Origin of the sequence: Rhizobium sp. BK591 (assembly GCF_014195045.1) — a bacterium.
Lineage (GTDB): Bacteria > Pseudomonadota > Alphaproteobacteria > Rhizobiales > Rhizobiaceae > Rhizobium > Rhizobium anhuiense.
Genome location: NZ_JACIAZ010000001.1, coordinates 1,270,206 through 1,296,007, shown reverse-complemented (window position 1 = coordinate 1,296,007; position 25,802 = coordinate 1,270,206). Strand labels below are relative to the sequence as shown.

At 61.8% G+C, this 25,802-nt stretch carries 27 protein-coding genes; 17 read left to right on the top strand and 10 right to left on the bottom strand.

What is annotated here, in order from left to right; translation table 11 throughout:
- The first annotated feature begins 34 nt into the window (after positions 1-34).
- The 6 genes from FHX10_RS06240 (at position 35) to FHX10_RS06215 (ending at position 5,349) form a co-directional block, all read left to right on the top strand.
- The gene (locus FHX10_RS06240; RefSeq protein WP_063475232.1) at positions 35-2,332 is read left to right on the top strand and encodes a putative bifunctional diguanylate cyclase/phosphodiesterase; all 2,298 of its coding nucleotides are present in this window, start codon (positions 35-37) and stop codon (positions 2,330-2,332) included.
- A gap of 250 nt (positions 2,333-2,582) precedes the next feature.
- Positions 2,583-3,347: a phosphoribosylaminoimidazolesuccinocarboxamide synthase gene (purC, locus tag FHX10_RS06235; RefSeq protein ID WP_003568927.1), complete on the top strand. Its 765-nt coding sequence runs from the start codon at positions 2,583-2,585 to the stop codon at positions 3,345-3,347.
- Between the two features lie 15 nt (positions 3,348-3,362).
- Positions 3,363-3,605 carry a phosphoribosylformylglycinamidine synthase subunit PurS gene (gene purS / locus FHX10_RS06230; RefSeq protein ID WP_012757626.1) on the top strand — a complete coding sequence of 81 codons (243 nt, stop codon included), beginning with the start codon at positions 3,363-3,365 and terminating at the stop codon, positions 3,603-3,605.
- Between the two features lie 44 nt (positions 3,606-3,649).
- A complete protein-coding gene (locus FHX10_RS06225; RefSeq protein ID WP_132571891.1) occupies positions 3,650-4,204 on the top strand; it encodes an RNA 2'-phosphotransferase in 555 nt (184 codons plus the stop codon).
- The gene (purQ, locus tag FHX10_RS06220) at positions 4,201-4,872 is read left to right on the top strand and encodes a phosphoribosylformylglycinamidine synthase subunit PurQ (RefSeq protein ID WP_028758346.1); all 672 of its coding nucleotides are present in this window, start codon (positions 4,201-4,203) and stop codon (positions 4,870-4,872) included. The genes FHX10_RS06225 and purQ overlap by 4 nt, the downstream gene beginning before the upstream one ends.
- Positions 4,873-4,956: 84 nt before the next feature.
- Positions 4,957-5,349 (top strand): hypothetical protein, encoded by a 393-nt coding sequence (locus FHX10_RS06215; protein WP_028758057.1) that lies wholly within the window; start codon positions 4,957-4,959, stop codon positions 5,347-5,349.
- A 398-nt stretch (positions 5,350-5,747) separates the two neighbouring features.
- Here the strand turns inward: FHX10_RS06215 and FHX10_RS06210 are convergent, their stop codons facing one another.
- Positions 5,748-6,005, bottom strand: coding sequence for a DUF1127 domain-containing protein (locus FHX10_RS06210; RefSeq protein WP_028758058.1), 258 nt, complete (start codon positions 6,003-6,005; stop codon positions 5,748-5,750).
- A gap of 81 nt (positions 6,006-6,086) precedes the next feature.
- Between FHX10_RS06210 and FHX10_RS06205 the strand changes: the two genes are divergently transcribed.
- From FHX10_RS06205 to FHX10_RS06190, 4 genes are all read left to right on the top strand, one after another.
- Positions 6,087-7,505 carry a PLP-dependent aminotransferase family protein gene (locus tag FHX10_RS06205; RefSeq protein ID WP_047609998.1) on the top strand — a complete coding sequence of 473 codons (1,419 nt, stop codon included), beginning with the start codon at positions 6,087-6,089 and terminating at the stop codon, positions 7,503-7,505.
- Positions 7,506-7,627: 122 nt separating this feature from the next.
- Positions 7,628-8,191 (top strand): acyloxyacyl hydrolase, encoded by a 564-nt coding sequence (locus FHX10_RS06200; RefSeq protein ID WP_097543645.1) that lies wholly within the window; start codon positions 7,628-7,630, stop codon positions 8,189-8,191.
- 122 nt (positions 8,192-8,313) lie between these two features.
- A complete protein-coding gene (gene purL, locus FHX10_RS06195; protein WP_132571894.1) occupies positions 8,314-10,545 on the top strand; it encodes a phosphoribosylformylglycinamidine synthase subunit PurL in 2,232 nt (743 codons plus the stop codon).
- A 19-nt stretch (positions 10,546-10,564) separates the two neighbouring features.
- On the top strand, positions 10,565-10,798 hold the full coding sequence (locus FHX10_RS06190; protein ID WP_003579540.1) for a BolA/IbaG family iron-sulfur metabolism protein: 234 nt from the start codon (positions 10,565-10,567) through the stop codon (positions 10,796-10,798).
- Positions 10,799-10,833: 35 nt separating this feature from the next.
- Here the strand turns inward: FHX10_RS06190 and FHX10_RS06185 are convergent, their stop codons facing one another.
- A complete protein-coding gene (locus FHX10_RS06185) occupies positions 10,834-12,024 on the bottom strand; it encodes a hypothetical protein (RefSeq protein WP_132571897.1) in 1,191 nt (396 codons plus the stop codon).
- Between the two features lie 164 nt (positions 12,025-12,188).
- On the opposite strand from FHX10_RS06185, the gene FHX10_RS06180 reads away from it, so the two are divergent.
- The 7 genes from FHX10_RS06180 (at position 12,189) to FHX10_RS06150 (ending at position 17,928) form a co-directional block, all read left to right on the top strand.
- Positions 12,189-12,419: a hypothetical protein gene (locus FHX10_RS06180; RefSeq protein WP_028758063.1), complete on the top strand. Its 231-nt coding sequence runs from the start codon at positions 12,189-12,191 to the stop codon at positions 12,417-12,419.
- A gap of 59 nt (positions 12,420-12,478) precedes the next feature.
- Entirely contained in the window at positions 12,479-13,300 is an 822-nt protein-coding gene (locus tag FHX10_RS06175) for a c-type cytochrome (RefSeq protein ID WP_184389158.1), read from the top strand.
- A 144-nt stretch (positions 13,301-13,444) separates the two neighbouring features.
- Entirely contained in the window at positions 13,445-13,780 is a 336-nt protein-coding gene (grxD, locus tag FHX10_RS06170) for a Grx4 family monothiol glutaredoxin (RefSeq protein ID WP_003586231.1), read from the top strand.
- Between the two features lie 137 nt (positions 13,781-13,917).
- On the top strand, positions 13,918-15,123 hold the full coding sequence (locus FHX10_RS06165; protein ID WP_132573276.1) for a multidrug effflux MFS transporter: 1,206 nt from the start codon (positions 13,918-13,920) through the stop codon (positions 15,121-15,123).
- Between the two features lie 35 nt (positions 15,124-15,158).
- Positions 15,159-16,439: a multidrug effflux MFS transporter gene (locus tag FHX10_RS06160; protein ID WP_028758066.1), complete on the top strand. Its 1,281-nt coding sequence runs from the start codon at positions 15,159-15,161 to the stop codon at positions 16,437-16,439.
- 101 nt (positions 16,440-16,540) lie between these two features.
- Positions 16,541-17,380 carry an acyl-CoA thioester hydrolase/BAAT C-terminal domain-containing protein gene (locus tag FHX10_RS06155; RefSeq protein WP_132571903.1) on the top strand — a complete coding sequence of 280 codons (840 nt, stop codon included), beginning with the start codon at positions 16,541-16,543 and terminating at the stop codon, positions 17,378-17,380.
- A 74-nt stretch (positions 17,381-17,454) separates the two neighbouring features.
- Positions 17,455-17,928, top strand: coding sequence for a GNAT family N-acetyltransferase (locus FHX10_RS06150; protein WP_097594367.1), 474 nt, complete (start codon positions 17,455-17,457; stop codon positions 17,926-17,928).
- Positions 17,929-17,950: 22 nt separating this feature from the next.
- Here FHX10_RS06150 and FHX10_RS06145 read toward each other — a convergent pair whose 3' ends face one another.
- The 8 genes from FHX10_RS06145 to FHX10_RS06110 all read right to left on the bottom strand — a co-directional run bounded on the left by FHX10_RS06145 (position 17,951) and on the right by FHX10_RS06110 (position 25,800).
- Positions 17,951-18,775, bottom strand: coding sequence for an inositol monophosphatase family protein (locus FHX10_RS06145; protein ID WP_132571906.1), 825 nt, complete (start codon positions 18,773-18,775; stop codon positions 17,951-17,953).
- Positions 18,776-18,816: 41 nt separating this feature from the next.
- Positions 18,817-19,644 carry an inositol monophosphatase family protein gene (locus tag FHX10_RS06140; protein WP_184389156.1) on the bottom strand — a complete coding sequence of 276 codons (828 nt, stop codon included), beginning with the start codon at positions 19,642-19,644 and terminating at the stop codon, positions 18,817-18,819.
- A 46-nt stretch (positions 19,645-19,690) separates the two neighbouring features.
- Positions 19,691-20,560 carry a tRNA 2-thiocytidine(32) synthetase TtcA gene (gene ttcA / locus FHX10_RS06135; RefSeq protein WP_184389153.1) on the bottom strand — a complete coding sequence of 290 codons (870 nt, stop codon included), beginning with the start codon at positions 20,558-20,560 and terminating at the stop codon, positions 19,691-19,693.
- 60 nt (positions 20,561-20,620) lie between these two features.
- Positions 20,621-21,550, bottom strand: a complete 930-nt coding sequence (locus FHX10_RS06130; RefSeq protein ID WP_028758072.1) for a glutaminase — start codon at positions 21,548-21,550, stop codon at positions 20,621-20,623.
- 102 nt (positions 21,551-21,652) lie between these two features.
- Positions 21,653-22,270 carry a 30S ribosomal protein S4 gene (gene rpsD / locus FHX10_RS06125; RefSeq protein ID WP_004676212.1) on the bottom strand — a complete coding sequence of 206 codons (618 nt, stop codon included), beginning with the start codon at positions 22,268-22,270 and terminating at the stop codon, positions 21,653-21,655.
- Between the two features lie 224 nt (positions 22,271-22,494).
- The gene (locus tag FHX10_RS06120; RefSeq protein ID WP_028756202.1) at positions 22,495-24,009 is read right to left on the bottom strand and encodes an ATP-binding protein; all 1,515 of its coding nucleotides are present in this window, start codon (positions 24,007-24,009) and stop codon (positions 22,495-22,497) included.
- A gap of 179 nt (positions 24,010-24,188) precedes the next feature.
- Positions 24,189-24,989 carry a glutamate racemase gene (murI, locus tag FHX10_RS06115; protein ID WP_028756201.1) on the bottom strand — a complete coding sequence of 267 codons (801 nt, stop codon included), beginning with the start codon at positions 24,987-24,989 and terminating at the stop codon, positions 24,189-24,191.
- The gene (locus FHX10_RS06110) at positions 24,970-25,800 is read right to left on the bottom strand and encodes an RNA methyltransferase (RefSeq protein WP_028756200.1); all 831 of its coding nucleotides are present in this window, start codon (positions 25,798-25,800) and stop codon (positions 24,970-24,972) included. Before FHX10_RS06110 ends, murI begins: the two co-directional genes overlap by 20 nt.
- Positions 25,801-25,802: the final 2 nt, after the last annotated feature.

Below are 25,802 nucleotides of genomic sequence, written 5' to 3'. Positions count from 1 at the left end.
GACAGCAGACTGCACCGAGGTGAAATAAGCGAGAATGCCCGTGAAGAAAGCCCTTCCAGAGGCTGATGATCCGCATGGCGAAGCCGCAGCGGCTGAGGCAGGCATAGGCAATGGGGCGGCCGACGATTCCGACCTGGCGGAGCGGGAAAGCCGCTGGAACCACGCACTCGTCGGCTCGGGCCTTGGCGTATGGGATCATAACTACCGTCTCGATCGGAAATATTACTCGCAGACGTGGAAAACCATGCGCGGCATGGCGCCCGACGAGGAAGCCGCCGGCGATTACGACGCCTGGCTGCAGCTCGTTCATCCCGACGATCGCGATTTCGTCATCCATGCCATCGACCGGCAGAACGCCGGCGATCCCAACTACCAGATCTTCGAATATCGCGAGCGCCACAGGGACGGCCACTGGATCTGGATCGAGTGCCGCGGTGCCTGCGTGGAATGGGACGAGAGCGGCGTGCCGACGCGCATCGTCGGCACGGATACCGATATCACCGCCCGCAAGCAGGCCGAGGAGACGCTGGCGCGTTTGTCGCGCCGGCTCGATCTGGCGCTGGAGGTTTCCCGCATCGGCGTCTTCGAAGCCGATATCGAACATGATACCGTCGAATGGGACGAGCGCCTCATTGCCATTTACGGTCTGCAGGGCGCCCCGCGTCAGATCGGCGGCGACGCCTGGGCGAAAAGCCTGCATCCCGACGACCGGGAACGCGTGCTTGGCTTGTCCGACCGCAGCGTCGAAAGCGGAAGTGATTTCCAGCAGGAATACCGCATCATCCGCGGCGACGGCGCCGAACGCGTCATCCGCGCCCGCTCGGCCTTCTTCATCGACGGCAATGGCAACCGCAAACTGATCGGCGCCAACTGGGATGTTACCGAAGAGGCCGCGCTCCGCAACGAGCTGCAGCGCGCCAAGGATCTGGCGGAAGCGCGCAACCGCGAGCTCGAAGCCGCCAAGGAGAGCATCGAGCATCTGGCGCTGCACGATTACCTTACAGGCCTGCCGAACCGCCGCTACCTCGACAAGATGCTGGGCGAGCGCTCGGCCGAATGCCGGGCCAAGGACCTTGCACTGGCGATCCTGCATATCGATCTCGACCGCTTCAAGCAGATCAACGACACGCTCGGCCACCGGGCCGGCGACGCCATGCTGCAGCATGCCGCAAACGTGCTGAGGAATTCCGTCCGAACCGCCGATTTCGTCGCCCGCATCGGCGGCGACGAGTTTGTCATCCTCTGCGCCGTCGATCCAGCATCGAAGAAGATCGCCGGCCTTGCCGAACGTGTCATCCGCGAATTGCGCAAACCCGTCAGATATGAAGGGCACGACTGCCGTTTCGGCGCCAGCATCGGCATCACCGTCGACAGCGGGCCGACGCTCGACGCCAAGCAGATGCTGCTCGACGCCGATATCGCGCTCTATCGGGCCAAGGGCCTGGGCCGCAACCGTTTCGAATTCTTCTCGGCGTCTGACCGCCGCGACACCATCTCCGCCAAGCACCTCGCCGACGAGATACTGATCGGCCTCGAACGCAATGAATTCGTGCCCTTCTATCAGCTGCAGTTCGATGCCCGCACGCTCGATGTCACCGGCGTCGAAACACTAGCGCGCTGGCAGCACCCGGTGCACGGGCTGCTGACGCCCGACCGCTTCCTCGATATCGCCGAGGATCTCGACGTCGTCTCGACCATCGACGCGCTGATCCTGGAACGCGCGCTGGCCGATCGCAGCGCCTGGATCAAGGACGGGTTGTCGATTCCGAAGATATCGGTCAACGTCTCCGCAAGGCGGCTCGCCGATCCCGATCTCGGCAAAAAGCTCCGCGCTCTGAAGATCGAGCCCGGCACCATCTCCTTCGAACTGCTGGAATCGATCTCGCTCGACGATTGCGACGAGGGGGTAGCCGCCAACCTGAAAAAGCTGCGCAAGCTCGGCATCGACATCCAGATCGACGATTTCGGCACCGGCCATGCCTCGATCGTCAGCCTGTTGCGCCTAAGCCCCAAGACGCTGAAGATCGACCGCGAACTGATCCGCATGCTGCCGCAATCGGCCGAGCAGCGCAAACTCGTCGGCTCGATCATCGATATCGGCCGCTCGCTTGATATCCTGGTCATCGCCGAGGGCGTCGAGACGGCGGATCACATCCGCATCCTCGAGGAACTCGACTGCGACACGCTGCAGGGCTACGCGCTCGCCCGGCCGATGCCGGCCATGCAGATCCCCTCCTTCATCCGCGCCGGAAGCTGGCGCCACGGGCAAATCGCCGCTCGCGCCTTGCAGACTGAGCTTCGCCGCGCGCTGCGCAGCAGAGCCGCCAAATAAACACCTGCATAAGCGGCCCGCCATTTCGCCTTCATTCCACCGTAGAGGAAAAGGCGCTAGACTCGTCTTGCGAATTCATTCGATTCTCTTGGCGGTATTCCGTAAAATCGGAAACCGGGGCCAGGAAATTCGGAAACCATGGAAGGAGCGACAGGCGGATTGTGAAACCCTCTCTTTTCCTTTAAGGGGACGCCACGAGATCGATCCACTCGCGCTATCCCAAGAGCGCCAACAACAGAGAATGACCACGATGAACCGTCGCCGCCGTATCTACGAGGGCAAGGCAAAGATTCTGTATGAAGGCCCGGAACCGGGCACTTTGATCCAGTTCTTCAAAGACGATGCCACTGCCTTCAACAAGAAGAAACACGAAGTCATCGATGGCAAAGGCGTCCTCAACAACCGCATTTCCGAATATATCTTCAGCCATCTAAACAAGATCGGCATCCCCACCCATTTCATCCGCCGGCTCAACATGCGCGAGCAGCTGATCAAGGAAGTGGAGATGATCCCGCTGGAGATCGTCGTGCGCAACGTCGCCGCCGGTTCTCTCGCCAAGCGCCTCGGCATCGACGAAGGCGTCGTGCTGCCGCGCTCGATCATCGAATTCTATTACAAGTCCGACGCGCTCGACGATCCGATGGTCTCCGAAGAGCACATCACTGCCTTCGGCTGGGCCAATCCTGCCGAGCTCGACGACATCATGGCGCTTGCCATCCGGGTCAACGACTTCATGACCGGCCTGTTCCTCGGCGTCGGCATCCAGCTCGTCGACTTCAAGATCGAATGCGGCCGCCTCTTCGAAGGCGATCTGATGCGCATCATTCTCGCCGACGAGATCTCGCCGGACAGCTGCCGGCTCTGGGATATCGAGACCCACGAGAAGATGGACAAGGATCGTTTCCGCCGCGACCTCGGCGGATTGCTCGAAGCCTATTCCGAAGTTGCGCGCCGTCTCGGCATCATCAATGAAAACGAGCCTGTGCGCGGCACCGGCCCGGTTCTCGTCAAGTAAGGCAGGAAAGACAAAGTGATCAAGGCTCGTGTCACCGTCACGCTGAAAAACGGCGTTCTCGATCCGCAGGGCAAGGCTATCGAGGGTGCGCTTGGCGCCCTCGGCTTCTCGGGCGTCGGCCATGTAAGACAGGGCAAGGTCTTCGACCTGGAACTGGAAGGCGCCGACAAGGGCAAGGCCGAGGCCGACCTCAAGGCAATGTGCGAAAAGCTGCTCGCCAATACGGTGATCGAGAACTACGCAATCGCGATCGACTGACGATCACAGACCCGTCTTCCGGCGGACCTTGAGGATTTGGCGTCATGATGAAAGCAAAGCTGGAGACGGAAGTCTCGAAATATATGAGCTATGTTTTGCGTCATGCGCCTGATGCCGCGGGTTTGACGCTTGATGGCGAGGGTTGGGTGTCGTTCGATGCGCTCGAAAAAGCGTTGGCGTCGAAATCCGACGTTTCCCGCGCCGATATTATCGAGATTGTCGAAAACAATCCGAAGAAGCGCTTCGCCCTCGCCGATAATAGAATTCGCGCAAACCAGGGTCATAGCGTCGACGTCGATCTCGCATTGAACCCGGTTGAACCGCCTGCCGCTCTATTTCACGGCACGTCTCTGACGAACTGGCAGTCGATCGAGCGCGAAGGCTTGAAGAAGATGCAGCGACACCACGTTCATCTCTCAGCGGATGTCGACACGGCTAAAATCGTCGCAAGGCGTCGCAAGGGTGAATACATCATCCTGCGTGTCGACGCGGCCCGCATGTTTTCAGAGGGTCATTCTTTCTTTGTCTCCGACAATGGAGTATGGCTCGCCGAAAGCGTTCCAGTTCAATATCTTTCGCCAGACGCAGGGACCCCATGAAATCAGCTGTCGTTCAACTTCCGGGCCTCAACCGCGACCGCGACATGATCGCAGCCTTGGCCAAAATCTCCGGCCAGCAGCCGGTGACGATCTGGCAGACGGAAACCGAGATCCCCGATGTCGACCTGATCGTCATCCCCGGCGGCTTTTCTTATGGCGATTACCTGCGCTGCGGCGCGATCGCTGCCCGCATGCCGGTCATGCAGGCAATCATCGACAAGGCTGCGAAGGGCGTGAAGGTGCTCGGCGTCTGCAACGGCTTCCAGATCCTCGTCGAGGCCGGCCTGCTGCCCGGCGCGCTGATGCGCAATTCCTCGCTGAAATTCGTCTGCCGCGAAATCAAGCTCGAAGTCGTCAATGCCGAGACGGATTTCACCCGCGCTTATGCGCAGGGCCAAGTCATCCGCTGCCCGGTCGCCCATCATGACGGCAATTATTTCGCCGACGAAGCGACGCTGGCTGCGATCGAAGGCAATGGCCAGGTGGTATTCCGTTATGCCGAGGGCACCAATCCGAACGGCTCGATCAACGATATCGCCGCAGTGATGAACGAAAAGGGCAACGTGCTCGGCATGATGCCGCATCCAGAGAACCTGATCGAAGCCGCCCATGGCGGTTCGGACGGCCGCGGCCTCTTTGCTTCGGCGCTCGACGTCATCGCCGCCTGAGACCTGCACGTTGCCCCGCGCGTAGCGGTTTTGGGCAACTGCATGCACCCGAAAATCCTTCCGTCCGGATCTGGAGCAAGATTGATGCGCCCTCGCCTCGCAAACGCCGCCCTGTTGACCGCTCTCGCAGCCATGGTCGCAGCCTGCCAGACGCCGGCACCGACGACAGGCCCGAACCGTGGCGCGCTGCCGACGATGGAACGCGTGGCGCTCGGCGCCAATGCCTGCTGGTTCAAGTCGGGCGATCCGGCTTTTGCCGCCTATAAGCTCGCACCGGAACTCAATTCCTTTTCCGGCCGGCCGCGCATCCTGGTCGTCCACAAGGGCAGCCCGGAAAGCCGGCCGCTGCTCGTCGTGCAGGCTGAGGGAAGCCCCTCGCGTCTCCAGGCCTTCGGGCCGATGATGCAGGAGCCGGTAGCCGGCCGCATCGCCGCCGACGTCAATCGCTGGTCGGCAGGCAACAAGGCCTGCAGCTAGAGCCTTTCCGGGTTAGCTTGCAGCATTCTGTTGGCTCAAACGGAGTCGGATGGTCGACCGGCCGGCGCGCGTCGTAGCCCGGCTCTACGGCCAAGCCGGCCGGTCGATCAGCCGGCCCGTTTCAGCCAACCCTCCCGCAGATTTGCCAGGCAAATCTGCAAGACTTTAGAATCGCCGGACGCACTTATCGCTTCGCATAGCGAAGCGGTGCGGCCGGTGGGCCAGGCATCTTTCCGCCAGGGCAAAGGCGATCGGCTCGGACGTACCAAGAGGTATGCCCTTCGCCAATCGCCTTTGCCCTGACGAAAACCTGCTCCGGCAGAATGCTGCAATCTAACCCGGAAAGGCTCTAATCGCCCCGTTCAGTTCCGAAAGCATGATCCGTTCGGAAAGCATCTTCAGTCCCAGAAGAACGACTTGCTGACTTCGCGCGCCGCATCGGACTGCGACACGCCGATATCCTTGAGCTCGTTCGCCGTCAGGTTTCTCAGCGCACGCCGGCCTTCCCGCTTCTGATGCCAGAGAAGAGTGGCCGCCCAGATCCGGCCGAGCCGCGTCGTCGCCTCAGCGGGCACGTCGGGGAGAATGATCTGTCTCCTGTCCTCATAGGAGACAATCGGTACAATCGGCATTTTGATCTCGGGTAAGGCAGACATTCCAGGAATCCTCACGGCTTGTCGTTGGAATTGACTCATACGCTTGACCGATACAATGTGCCAATATATACAATTGTCACCATGACAAATTGGCTTCCCGATATTTCCCGCGGTTCCGGGCCGGTCTATCTCCGGCTCGCCGACAGCATTGAATCCGCAATATCAAGCGGCGCCCTGCCCGCCGGCAGCAAGCTGCCGCCGCAGCGCAATCTTGCCTATGATATCGGCGTGACAATCGGCACGATCGGCCGCGCCTATGCGCTGGTGCATGAGCGGGGCCTGGTCGCCGGCGAAGTGGGGCGCGGCACCTATGTGCTGAACCGCTCCGAAACGCCGCCCGGCGAGCAGATCGATCCGCTGACCGTCTCGCTCGGCGGCACCCGCGTCCAGGATGCACCTGCCAACAAGATCCGTTTTGACACGACGGCCGCGCCCGATCTCGGTCAGGGCAAGGTCATAGCGGGCATCCTCGCCGAGATCGGCGAACAGCATCTGTCCGAAATTTCCTCCTATTCCCGGAGTTTCCCGCGCAACTGGTTCGAGGCCGGCCGCCTCTGGCTTGCCCGCAGCGGCTGGACGCCGGAGGTCGAGAACGTCGTGCCGACGCTCGGCGCCCATGCGGCGGCGATATCAGTGATCTCGGCCGTCTCGGCGCCGGGCGACAAGATCGTCTTCGAGGACCTCACCTACACGCAGGTCAGCCGCAGTGCTCGCCTGCTCGGCAGGCGCACGCTGACGGTCGATTCCGATGAGCTCGGCGTGATTCCCGAGGATTTCGAGCGGCTCTGTCAGCAGCAGCATCCGAAGATCGCCTTCCTGATGCCGACCGTCCACAATCCGACGCTGGCGATCATGCCCTATGAGCGACGGGTGGCAATCGCTGCAATCGCTCGGAAGCACGGCGTCTGGCTGATCGAGGACGATCTCTACGGCGGCATGGCCGATGACGACACGCCGCTGCTCGCCTCGATTGCGCCCGATCGCACCTTTCTTGTCAACGGCCTGTCGAAATCGGTCGCCGCCGGTGTGCGCGGCGGCTGGGTCGCCTGCCCGCCGCATTTTGCCCAGCGCATCAAGGTGACGCACAGGATGATCACCGGCGGCCTGCCCTTCATCCTGGCAGAGACCTGCGCACGTCTCGTCGAAAGCGGCACGGCGCACGAAATCCGCAAGGCAAGCGTCGAGGAACTCTCCCGGCGTGTCCGGCTCGTCCGCGAGCAGTTGCAGGGCTTCGATTTCGAATCGCACCCGCATGCGCCGTTCCTCTGGCTGAAACTGCCCGAACCCTGGATGTCCGGCACCTTCAAGAACGCCGCCTATCGCGACGGCGTGCTCGTCGACGACGAGGATGAGTTCAAGGCAGCCCGCGGCGAGAAAACCTATCACCGCGTCCGCATCGGTTTTTCCTCGCCGAAGACAGGGCAGGAACTCATTTCGGGCCTGATGATCCTGCGCCGCCTGCTGGAAAATGGCGGCTCCGCCTATGACGGTGAAATATGACGTGTTGCAAATCGACGCCATAAATCGGAAAAAACGCCGAAGCTTCTTCGAGGTGCTTTAGCGACTCGACGTCCATGTTACGCCTTTGTTGTTCCCGTCTGACGCGAATCAAAGGACAGCAAATGAGGCTCGATTACGGAAGGATCGCGTTGCGTTTTTTGGGCATGGCATCCGTGGCAGCGACAGCCGCGGGTTCGGCAACGGCCGGCGAGCAGATATTCGATGAATTGCGCTTCGGCGTCTCGACCTCGGTACAATCGGGCCATTCCAGGGAAGACGGCGTCTTTCCCGAGATTACCGCTCTCTTCGATCCCTTCGGCTACGACGCGGCGGTCGGCTGGCAGCAGCTGCTGCATCCCCGTATCCATCTCGGCACGTCGATCGGCACGTCAGGCGAGGCCACCCAATTCTTCACCGGCTTCACCTGGACGGTCGATTTCAACGAAAAGCTCTTTACCGAAGCCGGATTCGGCGGCGTCATCCATACCGGCGATCTCGAGGGCGACAGTGACGGTCCGGAACTCGGCTGTCGCGTCCTCTTCCACGAATATCTGGGCGCCGGCTACCGTTTCACCCGCAATTGGAACGTGATGGCCCAGATTGCCCACTCCTCGCATGCCAATCTCTGCGACGGCCCGAACGACGGCATGACCCGCGCCGGCCTGCAGATCGGCTATAAGTTCTGAGTGGTTGCCGCCTTTGTGAAGAAAGCCTGCCCGCCCTCTGTTGACGGCGGGCTTTTTTTCTGTCGCGCGCCGCCGCTACATAAGCTAAAGACAGCGCAAAACGCGCCAGGGACTTTCCGCTCATGACCATTCCAAACACCATCCCGATCACGCCGGAACTCATTGCAGGCCATGGCCTGAAGCCGGACGAGTACCAGCGTATTCTAGATCTGATCGGCCGCGAACCGACCTTCACCGAGCTCGGCATCTTCTCGGCCATGTGGAACGAGCACTGCTCCTACAAATCCTCGAAGAAATGGCTGCGCACGCTGCCGACCAAGGGGCCGCGCGTCATCCAGGGTCCGGGCGAAAACGCCGGCGTCGTCGACATCGATGACGGCGATTGCGTCGTCTTCAAGATGGAGAGCCACAACCACCCCTCCTATATCGAGCCTTATCAAGGTGCGGCGACCGGCGTCGGCGGCATCCTGCGTGATGTCTTCACCATGGGGGCACGCCCGATCGCCGCGATGAACGCGCTGCGCTTCGGCGAGCCGGATCATCCCAAGACCCGTCATCTCGTCTCCGGCGTCGTCTCCGGCGTCGGCGGCTACGGCAATTCCTTCGGCGTGCCGACGGTTGGCGGTGAAGTTGAGTTCGACGCCCGCTACAACGGCAACATCCTCGTCAACGCCTTTGCCGCCGGCATTGCGAAATCCAACGCCATCTTCCTGTCTGAAGCCAAGGGCGTCGGCTTGCCTGTCGTCTATCTCGGCGCCAAGACCGGCCGCGACGGCGTCGGCGGCGCGACGATGGCCTCGGCCGAATTCGACGAATCGATCGAGGAGAAGCGCCCGACCGTTCAGGTCGGCGACCCCTTCACCGAAAAGTGCCTGCTGGAAGCCTGCCTGGAATTGATGAAGACCGGCGCCGTCATCGCCATCCAGGACATGGGTGCGGCCGGCCTCACCTGCTCGGCCGTCGAAATGGGCGCCAAGGGCGATCTCGGCATCCTGCTCGAGCTCGACAAGGTGCCGGTTCGCGAAGAGAGGATGACGGCCTACGAAATGATGCTGTCGGAAAGCCAGGAGCGCATGCTCATGGTGCTGCAGCCGGAGAAGGAAGACGAAGCCAAGGCGATCTTCGTCAAGTGGGGCCTCGATTTCGCCATCGTCGGCAAGACAACCGACGACCTGCGCTTCCGCGTCATGCACCAGGGTGAGGAAGTCGCCAACCTGCCGATCAAGGATCTCGGCGACCAGGCGCCGGAATATGATCGCCCCTGGCGCGAATCCGGCAAGCAGGCTCCCCTGCCCGCCAATCTCGTCGCGGCACCTCAGGATTACGGCCAGGCGCTGCTGCAGCTCGTCGGTTCCGCCAACCAGTCGAGCCGCCGCTGGGTGTATGAACAATATGACACGCTCATCCAGGGCAATTCGCTGCAGCTTCCGGGCGGCGATGCCGGCGTCGTGCGCGTCGACGGCCATCCGAGCAAGGCGCTCGCCTTCTCCTCCGACGTCACCCCGCGTTATGTCGAAGCCGATCCCTTCGAAGGCGGCAAGCAGGCGGTCGCCGAATGCTGGCGCAACATCACCGCGACAGGCGCCGAGCCGCTCGCCGCCACCGACAATCTCAATTTCGGCAATCCTGAAAAGCCCGAGATCATGGGCCAGTTCGTCGAGGCAGTGAAGGGCATCGGCGAAGCCTGCCGCGCACTCGATTTCCCGATCGTCTCCGGCAACGTCTCGCTCTACAACGAGACCAACGGCGTCGCCATCCTGCCCACCCCGACGATCGCAGGCGTCGGCCTGTTGCCGGATTGGAGCCAGATGGCCCGCATCGGCACCGCCAACGACGGCGACAAGGTGATCATGATCGGCGTCGACGGCAGCCATCTCGGCCAGTCCGTCTATGTCAGAGACGTGCTTGCCAGCCGCGAAGGTCCCGCACCCGAGGTGGATCTGTTCGCCGAGCGCCGCAATGGCGATTTCGTCCGCTCCGTCATCCGCAACGGCCAGGCGACCGCCTGCCACGACATTTCTTCGGGCGGTCTTGCCGTGGCGCTCGCCGAAATGGCGATGGCCTCAGGCAAGGGTCTCGTCATCGATCTCGGCGAAGCCAAGGGCGCGCCGCATGCGCTGCTCTTCGGCGAGGATCAAGCGCGCTACGTGCTGACGGTGCCTGCGGACGTCGCAAATTTCGTTTGCGCCAATGCCGAAGGCGCCGGCGTCCCCTTCCGCCGTCTCGGCACGGTCGGAGGAACGGCGCTCCTCGTCGGCGATCTCATCTCGCTGCCGATTCAGCAATTGCGCGATGCCCATGAATCGTGGTTCCCTGATTTCATGGAAGGCCGCGGCGAACTGGCTGCGGAATGATGCGCAAGGAGTAACGATCATGGCCATGAAACCCGGCGATATCGAAGACATGATCAAGGCTGGGATTCCCGGTGCCAAGGTGACGATCCGCGATCTGGCGGGAGACGGCGATCATTACGCCGCCGAAGTCGTCGCCGAAGCCTTTCGCGGCAAGAGCCGCGTGCAGCAGCACCAGATGGTCTACGAGGCGCTGAAGGGCAATATGGGCGGCATACTGCACGCGTTGGCGCTGCAGACCTCCGCACCGGAATAGAGCCCGACGCGATCCGGATAAACGGTGCCCGGCCCTCAGCCGGGCATTCTCTTTTCGTCGGGATCGGCAAAGACCGAGGCCGGCATTGGCCCCGATGTCAAAAGCGTGAAATCGAAGGATGCCTGCAGATCAGGCCCCAGCACATATTGCCGGTGGACGCGCAGCTGGTCCTTGCGGATCTTGCGATAGTGCTCGGGCGTCAGCATCTGCTTGACGCGGATCAGGATCATCTTCGCCGGAGGTGCATCCGCATGGCCGGAAACGGCGACGACCGGCACCTTGTAGAAATTGATCGAATCCGTCAGGCACTGCACGTCGAGCCAGGAAATCTCAGGACAGCGCGCGATCAACCCGACGCGGGCGCGCAGCTGCGTCGCCGACGATAGCAGCGCACATTGCAGGATGGCGCTGCCGAGTGTGGCAAACACCACCCGCTTGCCTTTGAAGATCTCCGGCTCCCGTTCCAGCAATATGCCGATGACATGGGCGGCAACACTCGATCCCATGCTGTGCGAAGAAATCACATATTCGTCCGCCTCGTCGTCAAGTGCTGCGCGCACGGCAGCGGCCCGGTCTTCCAGCCAGTCGTTGAAATCTGTCCGGTCCATGCGGCCGAGCGCCACGGCCATTACCCAATCGGCGAAGAGATGCAGCGTATGGAAGCGTTCGGAAAACGGCAGGAAGGCGAAGATGAAGAAACAAAGCGCCAGCGGTCCGCTCCAGAGCATGTGCCACGGCGAAAAGCCGAAACCATAGGGCATGATGGCGATTTGCGCCGTCAGCGCGATCGCCAGCGCGGTCAGCAGGAACGGGAAGAGGAAGAACAGACCGAAGCGCCAGGCGTGGCGAAAATATCCCCGCATCCCGCCTTCGAGCATGATCTCGGCGCAGCTTCGGAAACCTGCCATAATCTGGCTCAGCGTGTTGCCCCCGCGCAGCCTGGTTACCAGCGTATCGTGATCGACCATGTGGATCCGGCTCTTCGTCTGCCAGCTGGGGAAACCGGTCCCTTCCCCGGCCGCCGCTTTGTCGGCATCCCGTCCGCCCGTCGTGACCACGAAACTGAGGGGATCACTTCCCGCCTCCGGCGCACCCGTTTCAAGCGAATAGCCCCAAACGGCGGCACTCTGCCTGGCCGAACGCTCGTAGCGTGCCCTATGGGCAACGCCGTCGAGCGGCTCGAAGCCCGTGAAATGCAGGACGACCCGCTTCTCGATCAGTTTCATTCCACTCTTCCGGCCGGCGAATGGCCGGCATGTTGCTGCGATCCGGCTGCTGCGCCGCTGATAGGGACAAAAAAGCAGCTATGGTCTCGAAGCCGTCTTGCTAACCGAACTCTTCCGGAATTCAATAGCGTCCATGTCGTTTCCATCACGAACGGAGGGGTTTTGTGGCCGACCTAGTCAAAGAATTGATATCAGGCGTCGTCGACAGCGTGCTGAAGGAGATCCTGAAAAAGACCACCGGCCGCGTCGCGACGAAGCGCAGGAGGCGTAAGACACGACCCGCCGCGACGACGAAGGTTGCGCGCAAGACGACCTCGGCCAAGGCTAAGCCCGCCCGCAAACAGGTCAGCAAGCGCCGCACCGCCGCTGGCCGCAGCCGCCAGCGACGCAGCTAAGGCACGATCAAATGTGAGCGGCTTCGGACGAATAGCGGCGCTCTTGAGGGCATAAACCGATGATGCGCATGTTGAAAATCATTCTTGCGGCCGTCGTCGCGATCTGTCTCATCGCGGCTGCCGGCGTCTACGCCCTGTCGGAGATGCGCCTTTCCAGGACCTACGACGTCGCGGTTGCCGATTTCACCGTCAAGACGACGCCGCCTGCCGAGGAAGCCGAACGCCGCGCGCGCACGCTGATGTGTGGCGGCTGTCATCACGATGCCGGCAACGTGCTCATCGACGAACCGGGCGTCGGCCGCATCGTCGCGCCGAACCTGACCCGCTTCGTGCCCATGTACAGCGATGCTGAACTCGTGCGCCTCATCCGCCATGGCGTCAAGAAGGACGGTACCGGCGCCTTCATCATGCCGGCAAGCAACTTCGCCAATATCACCGATGACGATATGGCGGCGATCATTGCGTGGATGCGCAGTTTGAAGTACCTTCCCGATGCGGTGGCCGGAACGACTCAATGGGGACCGCTCGGGCGAATCGGCCTGGCGCTCGACAAGATCCCCTTCGAGGCCGATCTGGTGCCTGCCGTGGGCACCCCTGCCGCGACGCGTCCGGCCGATATCGGCGAATACGCCTTCAGGACCGATTGCAGCCACTGTCATAATCTCGATACGGCAAAGCAGTCGGAAGCCTTCCTGGCGCCGGCGCTTAAGCCCCTGGCGCAATCCTATTCGGCTGCCGATTTCAGGACGCTGCTGCGCACCGGCAAGGGTGTCGGCAACCGCGATCTCGGCGTGATGACACAGGTTTCCCAATGGGATTTCAGCCATTTCACCGATGTCGAAATCGAACAGATTCAGACCTATCTCGCCAATCGACCGTAACGCGACGGCAACAACCCGGCAACGGCCTGCGCGAATTGGTCTTTTTTTGGTTCGGGCGGCTGGAATTCCTGCCGTCGCATGCTATCTAAAGGCAACGATTGAAACGGCGGGCCTTTAACCCGCCTGTTGAAAGGATCAGGTCCTATGAGCGGCATTCACGAATTCATCGACAACGAAATCAAGAGCAACGACGTCGTCCTCTTCATGAAGGGCACGCCGCAGTTTCCGCAGTGCGGTTTCTCCGGGCAGGTCGTGCAGATTCTCGATTACATCGGCGTCGACTACAAGGGCGTCAACGTGCTTGCCGATTCGGAAATCCGCCAGGGCATCAAGGAATACTCCAACTGGCCGACAATCCCGCAGCTTTACATAAAGGGCGAATTCGTCGGCGGCTGTGACATCGTCCGGGAAATGTTCCAGGCTGGTGAGCTGCAGCAGCACCTCCAGGAAAACGGCATCACCGTGCGCGGCGCCGCCTGACCGGTCACCGGACGTCCGCCCGGTTTCCAAATCTGTTTCTTGAGTTCGAGGCGCTGCGGCTAGCAGCGCCTTGACCTGTTTATGGGAATTTCATTGTGACAGATTCATCACAAGCCGTGTCCGCGGGCCGCCTGCCCATGGGCAAGCGAGAATTCATCGCGCTTGCTGCCTTCCTGATGGCCGTCAATTCGCTGGCGATCGATATCATGCTGCCGGCCTTGCAGCAGATCGGCGCGAGCCTCGGCGTCGAGAGCGAAAATCATCGTCAGTTCGTCGTCTCCACCTACCTGCTCGGCTTCGGCTGCGCCCAGTTGTTTTACGGTCCGCTCTCCGACCGTTTCGGCCGCCGCACGCCGCTTCTGATCGGCCTCGTCATCTATATCCTGTCCGCCATCAGTATCGTCTTCGTTCCGTCCTTTGCTGGCTTGCTCGCCCTGCGTTTCATCCAGGGCGTCGGCTCCGCCGCAACCCGCGTCATCACCGTCTCCGTCGTTCGCGATATCTATGGCGGCCGGCAGATGGCCGAAGTCATGTCGCTGATCATGATGGTTTTCATGATCGTGCCAGTGATTGCGCCCGGCACCGGTCAGATCGTCATGTTCTTCGGTAACTGGCACCTGATCTTCCTGTTCATCGCCGCGATGGCGACTGCTATCGCCGTCTGGGCCTATCTCCGTCTGCCGGAAACCCTGCATCCCGGCAATGTCCGCCCCTTTACCGCCCGCTCGATCTTCGGAGCCTTCAAGCTGGTGCTGACCAATCGCGTGGCGCTGTGCTACACCATCGCCAGCACCTTCATCTTCGGCGCCCTGTTCGGCTTCATCAATTCCGCCCAGCAGGTCTATGTCGGCATCTACGATCTCGGCGTCTATTTTCCCTTCGCCTTCGCCGGCGTGGCGATCTTCATGTCTTTGTCGTCCTTCTTCAATTCCCGCTTCGTCGGCAAGCTCGGCATGCGCCGCCTGTCGCACGGCTCGCTGCTCGGCTTCATTGCCATCAACACCATCTGGCTGATCGTCCAGATGGCCAGCACCGAGCCGATGCCGTTTGCCCTGTTCATCTCCTTCTTCGGCCTTGCCATGTTCCAGTTTGGCTGGATCGGCTCGAACTTCAATTCGCTCGCCATGGAACCGCTCGGCCACGTCGCCGGCACCGCCTCCTCCGTCCTCGGCTTCATGAGCACGGTCGGCGGCGCCATCATCGGCGCCGGCATCGGCCAGGCCTTCGACGGCACGGCACTGCCGATGGTCGCCGGTTATTTCGCCGTGTCGATCGTCGGCCTGGTCTTCGTGCTGATCGCCGAGAAGGGCCGCCTCTTCCAATCGCAGAACCCAGCCGTCTGAACGGCCGGCCTCATTCGCATCCGGGATTTCACCACATGACGCCGCCGCATAAACCGCACCAGGAAAACCAAGGCTCTCGCCGCATCGGCATGGGCTTTGGCGAATTCGTCGTCACCATCGCCATCATGACCGCCAGCGTCGCCATGGCGATCGACAGCATGCTGCCGGCATTGCCCAATATCGGCCATTCCCTCGGCGTCACCAATACCAACGACGCGCAGCTGATCATCGGCGTGTTCTTCTTAGGCTTCGGCGTCTCACAGATATTCTTCGGCAGCCTTTCGGATACGTTCGGCCGCCGCAACATCCTGCTCGGCGGCCTGGCCTGCTATATTGTCGGAATGTTTGCCGCCGCAGCGACCGGCAGTTTCGAAATGCTGCTCGTCATGCGTTTCGTCCAGGGCATCGGCGGTGCGGCCGTGCGCATCACCACCATGGCCATCGTCCGCGACTGCTTCGGCGGCCGCGAAATGGCGCGCGTCATGTCTTATGTCATGATCGTCTTCATGATCGTGCCGATCGTTGCGCCTTCCGTCGGCCAGCTCATCATCCTCTATGCCAACTGGCACTGGATCTTCATCCTGCTCGGCATCATCGCCGCCATCCTGTTCGTCTGGGCTCTTCTGCGGTTGAAGGAATCGCTGCCGCCGGAAGAGCGGCTGCCGCTGTCGGTTGCCTCTGTCGGGGATGGCTTCAAGACCGTGCTCACGAACCGTATCACCTGCGGCTACATGATCGGCCTCACCATGTTCACCGGCGTCATCAGCGCCTATGTGATCTCGGTGCAGCAGGTCTTCGGTGAAGTCTATGGCCTTGGCGACTGGTTGCCGATCGCCTTTGCGGCCACCGCAGGCGGCATCGCCGTCGCCAATTTCGCCAACGGCTTCTTCGTGCGCAAATTCGGCATGCGCCGCATCTCGCACGCCGCCCTGCTGATTTTCACGGCACTGTCGGCTGTCGGCTTCTTCTATTCGCTGGCCGGCAAGCCGGATTTCGCCATCGCCTACGGCATCTTCACCATCGTGCTGATGATGTTTGCCCTGATCGCCACTAATTTCACCGCCATCAGCCTCGAGCCGATGGGCAATCTCGCGGGCACGGCCACCGCCATCACCGGTTTCGTCTCGACGACCTTCGGCGCCATCCTCGGCGGCCTGGTCGGTCAGATGTTCAACGGCACGGTGCAGCCGCTCTTCGGCGGCTTCGCGCTCTTCGGCGCGGTGACGATCGCAGCCACCCTTTGGGCGGAGAACGGCAAGCTCTTCACCCACCCCGGCGACAGCCCGCAGCTCGATCCGGGTGCGGCCCACTTTTGAAGTGCGAGCTGCTGGGTGGTTCGGTCCCGGCGGCATTGCATTTAAATAACAAACTCGGCACGTTCCTAAATCTGGATGCCCTTGGAACAAGGAGCTCAGTTTTGGATGTAGAATATCAACATCTCCCCCCGCCATTGCAGGGTGGGATATTTCAAGCCAAAACAAATACCGCCACTGGCGTTGTGGTACTCGGCGGCTCCAGTGGTCGGGTCGATGTGGCCCGTGCCAGGTTGTTTGCCAGCCAAGGGGCAACGGTAATCGCGCTTCGGTGGTTCGGCGGCGAAGGCCAGGTGCCAGGTATTTGCGAGGTGCCGCTGGAAATCTTCTTCGCCGCCACCGATTATTTGATGGAGCTCGGCTGCAGACGTATCGTCTTGGTGGGGACATCGAAAGGCGCCGAAGCCGCGCTGCTCACGGCGGTACATGATCCACGCATCAGCGCCGTCATCGCAATGAGCCCTTCTTCGGTCGTATGGGGAAATATTGGTCCGGGGCTTGACGGCATCAGCTGGCCGGAACGCTCATCCTGGACGTTGCGAGGGACACCGCTTCCCTTTGTATCGTCCGACCCTGAATGGGTGCAGGAATACCGAGACGGGCTCGTTGCCTACCGGGGCCTGTTCGAACGATGTCTTCAAGTGCACGAGTCTGAGATCGAACTAGCAACTATCCCTTTGGAGAAAACAACTGCCGAAATTCTGCTTGTGGCAGGAGGCGATGATGCGCTTTGGCCGTCAGACGAATTTGCCGCAGCAATTGTTCGCCGGCGCGCATCTTCGGGCCTACTCACCCAGCTTGTGTTGGGAGAAGATGCGGGCCATCGCATTTTGCTGCCGGGTGAAACGACTCCCCGATCATCGCTGCGTGCTCACGGTGGAAGTGAGACAGCCGACGCCAAATTGGGACGACTGGCGTGGGAGTACATTCTCGCTGCCCTATAACGGGATAGCAGTAGTCATTTGATTGATGGTTCAAGCCATCGGATTGGCGCGGCAGTGCGCGAAGGGCATCCTCTATGGACGACCGAATTCTGATCAGGTCTTACGCGCCCGGCGACGTGGACGCGACGATTGAAATTTTTCTGCGTGCGATTCGAGAGGTCTCGTCGAAAGACTACTCACCCGCACAGATCCAGGCTTGGGCAAAGGTGGAAGATCGCGGACTATGGGCAGAGCGAAGGATAAGCAGGCCTGCCTGGATCGCAGAATTTGACGGACAGCCTGTTGGGTTTTCCGACCTGACCGGCGACGGGTGCCTGGACATGATGTTTGTGCATCCCGAATTTCAAGGGCTTGGAATAGCAAGCCGGCTGTTGAGTAGGATCGAGGACGAAGCTCTGAAACTGGGGTTCAGCCGAATTTATACCGAAGCCAGCCGAACTGCCCGGCCGTTTTTTGCGCGAAAAGGCTTCCGCGTCATAACGAAGCAAATCGTCGAGAAACGTGGGCAAAGCCTGGAAAACTTTCTCATGGAAAAGTTCTACGGATAACAGGCGGCAGTCGGACCGCTTTTCAGACCGTGAAAACCTCACGCCGTAGCACGTTCCACGAGGCCTTGTCGGGCGCAATCAGCAGACCGCCGTCGAGGTGATGCGGCTGGTAGGGCGAGCCGTCGAAGCGCGCCGCATAGGCACCGGCCTCCTGCGAGATCAGCGTGCCGGCAAGATGATCCCAGGGCATCAGCTTGTTGTACATCAGGTAATGCACATGGCCGCCGGCAAAGGTGCGGTATTCTTGGGCCGCGCAGCGGTAATTGGTGAGGAAACGCACCTTGGCCAGATTGCCGAGAATCTCCGCCCGCTTCTCCTGCGGCAGGTAGCCGGTCGAGGCCATGCCGACCATCTGGTCGAGCGCAACCGGCTCTGCAACCGCGAGCCGCTGCGCTTCGCCGTCCGGCCGGCGCAGCCAGGCGCCGCCGCCCTTTTCCGCCATCACCCAGTCGTCGCCCATCGGATCGTAGATGATACCGGCAACCGTCTCGCCGGCCGAGACGACAGAGGCCATGACGCCGAAAGCCGGAATACCGGAGGCGAAGTTGAACGTACCGTCGACCGGATCGACGACGATCGCGAGACCGGCATCTTCGAGCCCGTAGAGCAAATCAGGCGCGGCCGCGACCGATTCCTCGCCGAGGAACAGCGCACTCGGCCAGAGCCGCTGAGCTTCCGCCTTGATCATCCGCTCGGCCTGTTCATCCGCCTCGGTGACGAGATCGGTCGCCTCGCTCTTCGCGCGCACGTCGCCCTGGCCGAGCCGGCGGAAGCGCGGCAGGATCTCCGCCTTCGCCGCGCGGCGCAGCAGATCGGCAAGAACGGTCACGTCAACGGTCGAAGTCATGTCAAATCCTTTCGGTCCGGCCTTTCGGGAAGGGTCCCACATCAAATGCCGACGATCTCACGTCGGATCAGCTGCCAGCTTTCCCGATCGGGTGCGGAGATGATGCCGCCCGTCGTCTCGCCGGGGCGATAGGGTGTGCCGTCGAATTTCGCCGTATGGCCGCCGGCCTCCTGATGCGCGAGCACGCCGGCCAGGTGGTCCCAGGGCATCAGCTTCGCATGGCCGATGAAGTGCATTTTGCCGGAAGCGACCATCCAATATTCGTAGGCCGAGCAATTGAAGGAGAAGGTCATCCGGATCTTCGCCATGTTGGCGCAGATGCGCGCGCGATCCGGGTCGTCCATGTGGCCCCATGAGAGGCCGCCGACCATCTGGTTCAGGCTAGCAGGCTCGGCCACCTTCAGCTTTGTCGACTGCCCGTCCCGGCGCGTCAGCAACGTGCCGGCACCCTTGATCGCCGTCACGGTGTCGCCGAGAACGGGATCGTGAATGATGCCGGCGACCGTTTCGCCCCTGACCGTCACCGCCAGCATCGTCCCGAAGACGGGAAGCCCGGCGGCAAAATTGAACGTCCCGTCGACAGGGTCGATGACGAAGGCAAGCTCGGCATCGGCAAGGGCCGGCACGACGGATCGATCGGCATCATAAGCCTCTTCGCCAACGATGAGGGCTTGAGGAAAGCGCTCCCTTAGCGCCGCGGTGATCCTGTGTTCGGCAAGTAGATCCGCCTGTGTCACCAGATCGATTGCCGAAGTCTTTTCCGAAACATCGGCATCGCCGAGATTGCGGAAACGCGGCATGATATCGGCACGCGCCGCCTCCCGGATGCAATCACCGAGAAAGAGAATGTCCTTGTCAGAAATAGTCATGCGAAATCCTGTCCGTCATACATGAGCCGCCTGCTTAGCCGGTCATTCATGACGGGTCGGTGACAGCAAGGGTGGAAAAGTCGAAGAGTTTCGGATCGAGCAGATGTGAAGGGTTCACATGCGAAAGCGCCCGCAGCATCGTGTCCTTGCGTCCCGGCATGCGCCGTTCGATATCGGAGAGCATATCCTTCATCGCATTGCGCTGCAGCCCGTCCTGCGAGCCGCACAGATCGCAGGGGATGATCGGAAACTGCATCGCGACAGCGAATTTCGCGAGGTCTTCCTCAGCGGCATAGGCAAGCGGCCGGAGCACCATCAGGTCGCCCTCGTCGTTCAGAAGCTTGGCCGGCATCGAGGCGAGCCGCCCGCCATGGAAGAAATTCATGAAGAAGGTTTCGAGAATGTCTTCGCGGTGGTGACCGAGCACCAGCGCATCGCAGCCCTCTTCCCGCGCGACGCGGTAGAGATTGCCGCGCCGCAGCCGCGAACAGAGTGAGCAGTAGGTGGCGCCTTCCGGCACCTTCTCCTTCACGATCGAATAGGTATCGCGATACTCGATCCGATGCCGAACGCCGATCTTTTTCAGATAATCCGGCAGCACGTGCTTCGGGAAATTCGGCTGTCCCTGATCGAGATTGCAGGCGATGAGCTCCACCGGCAGCAAGCCGCGCCATTTGAGATCGAGCAGCAAGGCCAGCAGCCCGTAGGAATCCTTGCCGCCGGAAAGGCCGACCAGCCAGCGCTTCTGGCCCTTCAGCATGTCGAAATCGTCGAAGGCCTGGCGCACCTGCCGCAGCAAGCGCTTGCGCAGCTTGTTGAAGGAGACGGAACGCGGCGCATCGGCACACAGCGCATGGCCGCCGGTGTCGGCCTCGCCACTCTCCAACTCATCGGCGATATTGGCTGCGATATTCATTGCTTCGTCCTACAGAAATTCCACACTTGCTCTAGCAGAAACCCGTCTGGCAACACAGCGTCAATCGCCGAAAACCGACCAGCCGGTGCGGGCCGCGAGCATTTCCAGCGCCGCGGCGCCGAGTTGCGAATTACCGACCTTGTTCAGCCCCGGCGACCACACCGCGATCGAAGCAATGCCGGGCGCCACAGCGAAGATGCCGCCGCCGACACCGCTCTTGCCGGGCAGGCCGACATGATAGGCGAAGTCACCCGAGCCATCGTAATGGCCGCAGGTCAACATCAGCGCATTGATGCGCCGCGCCCGCTTCGGCGAGACCACCGAATGGCCGGTCGTCGGATTGCTGCCGCGCGCCGCCAGGAACAGCCCGGCGCGGGCGAGCTGCTCACAAGTCATCGACAGCGCGCATTGATGGAAATAAACGCCGAGCACATGATCGACGGGATGGTCGAGATTGCGATAGGCGCGCATGAAGTTGGCGAGCGCGAAATTGCGATAGCCCGTCTGCGTCTCCGAACGCGCCACCTTGTCGTCGATGGTGATCGACTCGTCATCGGCGAGATAACGCACGAAGCGCAGCAGCTCGCCGATTGCCTCGCGCGGCGCATGGCCGGCCATGACGACGTCGCTGACGGCGATCGCGCCGGCATTGATGAAGGGATTGCGCGGGATGCCGCTCTCGTGCTCGAGCTGGACGATCGAGTTGAAAGCCGATCCCGAGGGCTCGCGCCCGACCCGCTTCCACAGTCCCTCGCCGACCTTGCCGAGCGCCAGCGTCAGCATGAACACCTTCGATATGCTCTGGATCGAAAAGGCAGTATCGGCATCGCCGACACGGTAAACCTTGCCGTCGACGGTGACGATCGCCATGCCGAACTGCTTCGGATCGACCTTGGCGAGCTCGGGAATATAGTCCGCGACCTTGCCCTCGCCGATCCGCGGCTGGATATCGGCGTAGATGCTATCGAGGGTCGCCTGCAAATCTGCCATCGCTTCTCTCCAGATCGCAAAAAAGCCGCTCGAAAGAGCGGCTTTCCATATATCGGCGCATGCTGTTGTCTCGCAATCGGTTTCGACTGCGAGACGAAGGCATTAACGCGAATAGAATTCGACGACCAGATGCGGTTCCATGACGACCGGGAACGGAACGTCGCTGAGCGTCGGAACGCGGCCGAAGGTTGCGACCATCTTGTTGTGATCGACTTCGATATAGTCGGGAACGTCGCGCTCTGCGAGGCTGACGGCTTCCAGAACGGTCACCAGCTGCTTCGACTTTTCGCGAACTTCGATGACGTCGCCGGCCTTGCAACGGTAGGAACCGATGTTGACGCGAACGCCGTTGACGGTGACGTGGCCATGGTTGACGAACTGACGGGCAGCAAAGACCGTCGGGACGAACTTGGCGCGATAGACGATGGCGTCCAGACGCGATTCCAACAGGCCGATCAGGTTTTCAGAGGTGTCGCCCTTGCGGCGATCAGCTTCGGCGAAGATCGCGCGGAACTGCTTTTCGCGCAGGTCGCCGTAGTAGCCCTTGAGCTTCTGCTTGGCGCGCAGCTGCACACCGAAGTCCGAAAGCTTGCCCTTGCGGCGCTGGCCGTGCTGGCCCGGGCCGTATTCGCGGCGGTTCACCGGGGACTTCGGACGGCCCCAGATATTTTCGCCCATACGGCGGTCAATTTTGTACTTGGACGATTCGCGCTTGCTCATCGTATTTCCTTTCAAAGGTTTATGACGATTTGTTACCAAACCGCACGAAGGAAACACGCCCTCCTCTGATCTCTGCCGAGATCTGACAGGATGTTTCGGTTAGCGAACAGAAACGATCCACGGGACATGTCAAATGAAACACCGGGCATTGCTGCCCGGTGCTTGTGGCGGTCTTTAGAGGGCCGTCATGAAAATGTCAACAGCGGCACAGCCTGAACGCGCCACTATTCTGCCGCCAACGGCTGGTCGCCGCCTGTATCAGGCGCGTTGGCGTCGCCAGGTGCGGTCTGGCAGTTCATATCGGGAAAAGCGACGATGCGCTTGCCAGAGAAATCCGTGTGCACGACGACAATACCCTGCTCCTCGAAATAGCCAAGCAGGCGGCGGGCGCGGCGGGCGGAATGGGTGCCGTAGGCGCGGGCGATCCGGGCGTCCGACGGGCACGGTTCGCCGCAGACGGCGGCCTTGGCGAGCATCAGGAAGACACCCTGCAGATCGTCGGTGACGCCTGACGACAGCGACAGCGCCGTTGCCCAGGCATCGCTCGCGGCCGTTTCCGCATCAACGCCCGAGCGCGAGATCGCCACGCGCCGGCGGAAATCCGGCAGGGCGATCGGTGGTCCCGGCACACGGCGCATGCGCAGCCGCACGAGAAAATCCTGGTAAAGCACCGAATCGGTGCGGAAACCGGAGGTGGGATCGTCGAGGATTTCGGCAAGCACTCCGGCAAGGCGCTCCTCCCGCTCCTCGGCCGAGACCTCCACCTGGCTCGCCCTCGCCTCGGCAGGTGCGGCCGAGGCTGCCGGCGTCGAGCGCGAGAGTTCGGCGAGAATGTCGGTCGTCGGCCGCGGCGCCGGCGCAGCGCGGCGCATGGGCGGGCGCTGGAATTCTTCCGGATCGGGCGTGAAGATCAGGTCCTCGACATCCTGAGGCGCATCCGGCAGCGGCATCAGCTTCGGGCTGGACGAGCGCGCCGAAGTCTCCACCGCTCCGATCTGGATCGGCAGCGGCCGGCGCGACAGCGCCGGTCCGAGAGCGACGAAATTGCCACGCTTCAGGTCGCGGAACATCTCGGCCTGGCGCCGATCCATCCCGAGCAGGTCGGCGGCGCGCGCCATGTCGATATCGAGGAAGGTGCGGCCCATCAGGAAGTTCGAGGCCTCGGCGGCGACGTTCTTGGCGAGCTTGGCCAGCCGCTGCGTCGCGATCACGCCGGCAAGACCACGCTTGCGTCCGCGGCACATCAGGTTAGTCATCGCGCCAAGTGACATCTTGCGCGCATCTTCCGAGACATCGCCGCCGACCGACGGCGCAAACATCTGCGCCTCATCGACGACGACGAGAACCGGATACCAATATTCGCGATCGGCATCGAACATGCCATTGAGGAAAGCGGCGGCAGCGCGCATCTGCTGCTCGATATCGAGGCCTTCGAGCGTCAGCACACAGGAAACGCGATGCTGACGGATACGGTTGGCAATGCCCGCCAATTCCGCCTCGGTCCGTTCACCGTCGACGACGACATGGCCGAACCTGTCGCTGAGCGTGACGAAATCACCTTCAGGATCGATGATGACCTGCTGCACCCATTGCGCCGATTGCTCGAGCAGGCGGCGCAGCAGATGCGACTTGCCCGATCCGGAATTGCCCTGCACGAGCAGACGGGTCGCCAGCAGCTCCTCGATATCGAGCGTCGCCGGGCTGCCGGACGCCAATCCCATATCGATGCCAACCTGCAATGCTGATCCTCGCGGCGAAGAGACTCACATGAACGAAGCGCCATTCTTCCGAAACGGCATCGCCCCGTCTATCAAAGAATGCGCTATCTTTCAGGGCCGGATTTCGCCAACCCACAGGACAATTCCCGGCTCACCCGAGAAGAGGATCCATCGCCGCGATCCTACATTCCGTCGCCACGCTACGCCCGCAAGCCGAAGCCCTGCATCAGCCGCCGCGTGGCGAAATCCTGTTGGCCGGAGGTGAAGACCGCGAAGTCGAAATTGTCCGGGTGTACGGCATCGGCGACCAGCGGCACCAGCGTGCGGGCGCGGCGCGCGATCGCCTCGGCGGGGTCGAGCCAGTCGACCGGCCAGGGCGCAAGCCGGCGGAAGAGATTGGCCATGAAAGGATAATGTGTGCAGGCGAGCACGACGATATCGGTTTTCCGACCGTCCTTCTCGACGAAGCATTGGTCGATTTCGCCAAGCACGGCCTCGTCGGAGACGGCGTCACCACGAATATAAGCCTCCGCCATGCGCGCAAGGTTCTCCGAGCCGACGAGGCGGACGTGGCATTGCTGGGCGAAGGACTGGATGAGGTCGCGCGTATAGGCTCGCTTCACGGTGCCGGGAGTGGCGAGCACCGAGACCAGGCCCGACCGCGTGCGCTCCGCCGCCGGCTTGATTGCCGGCACGGTGCCGACGAAGGTCATCTGCGGAAAGGCGGCGCGCAGATCGGCACCAACAAGCGTGAAGGCTGTGTTGCAGGCGATGATGCAGACTTCGGGATCGTGATCCGCCAACAGTTTGCCGAAAAGTCCGATGATCCGCTCCTTCAGCGCCTGCTCCTCCCAGCCGCCATAGGGAAAGCCGGCATCGTCGGCGACATAGATGAAGCCGCGTTCCGGCATCAGCACGCGCGCCTCGCGCAAGACGGTCAGCCCGCCGATGCCGGAATCGAAGAGAAGAATAGGTTTCAGCTCACGCGTCGTCGCTGTCATCGGGCGGTGTTTCCTTGGCCGCTGGCGGGAACCGACCTCCGCGCGGGCTCTTGCGCGAGAAGCGGTCGAGGGAGGAGATGACGCCGCGCAACACGCTGATTTCCTGCTCCGTGAAAGCCCGGCGGGATAAGACAGCGCGCAGATTGTCGACCATTTTCGGCTTTTTCCCGGCAGGATGGAAATAACCGCGGGCATCGAGCGCCTCTTCCAACTGGTCGAACAGGCCGAAAAGCTGTTCCTTGGTCGAAGGCGTCTGCCCCATCGCCTGGAACGGCACGGCGCCGAGATCCTCCATGCCGGATTTCATCCATTCATAGGACATCAGCAGCACGGCCTGGGCAATGTTCAGCGAGGCAAAGGCGGGATTGACGGGAAAGGTGACGATTTCGTCGGCAAGCGCCACCTCCTCGTTGGTCAGCCCCCAGCGCTCGCGCCCGAAGAGGATGCCGGTGCCCTCGCCGGCGCGGAACCTCGCCCGCAGTGTCTCGGCGGCGATGACGGGCGAGCGCACCGGCTTGTAGCCGTCGCGCTCGCGCGCCGTCGTCGCATAGACAAAATTAAGATCGGCAACCGCCTGCTCCAGCGTGTCGTAGACCTTGGTCGCCTCGATCACGTGATCGGCTTTGGAAGCGGTCGCCAGCGCCTTTTCGTTCGGCCAGCCATCGCGTGGATTGACCAGGCGCAGTTCGGCAAGGCCGAAATTCGCCATGGCGCGCGCCACCATGCCGATATTCTCGCCCATCTGCGGCTCGACCAGAATGATGGCCGGGCCTTCGGCCAGAAGTTGACGCTCGCTGTTCGTACCTGCCATGG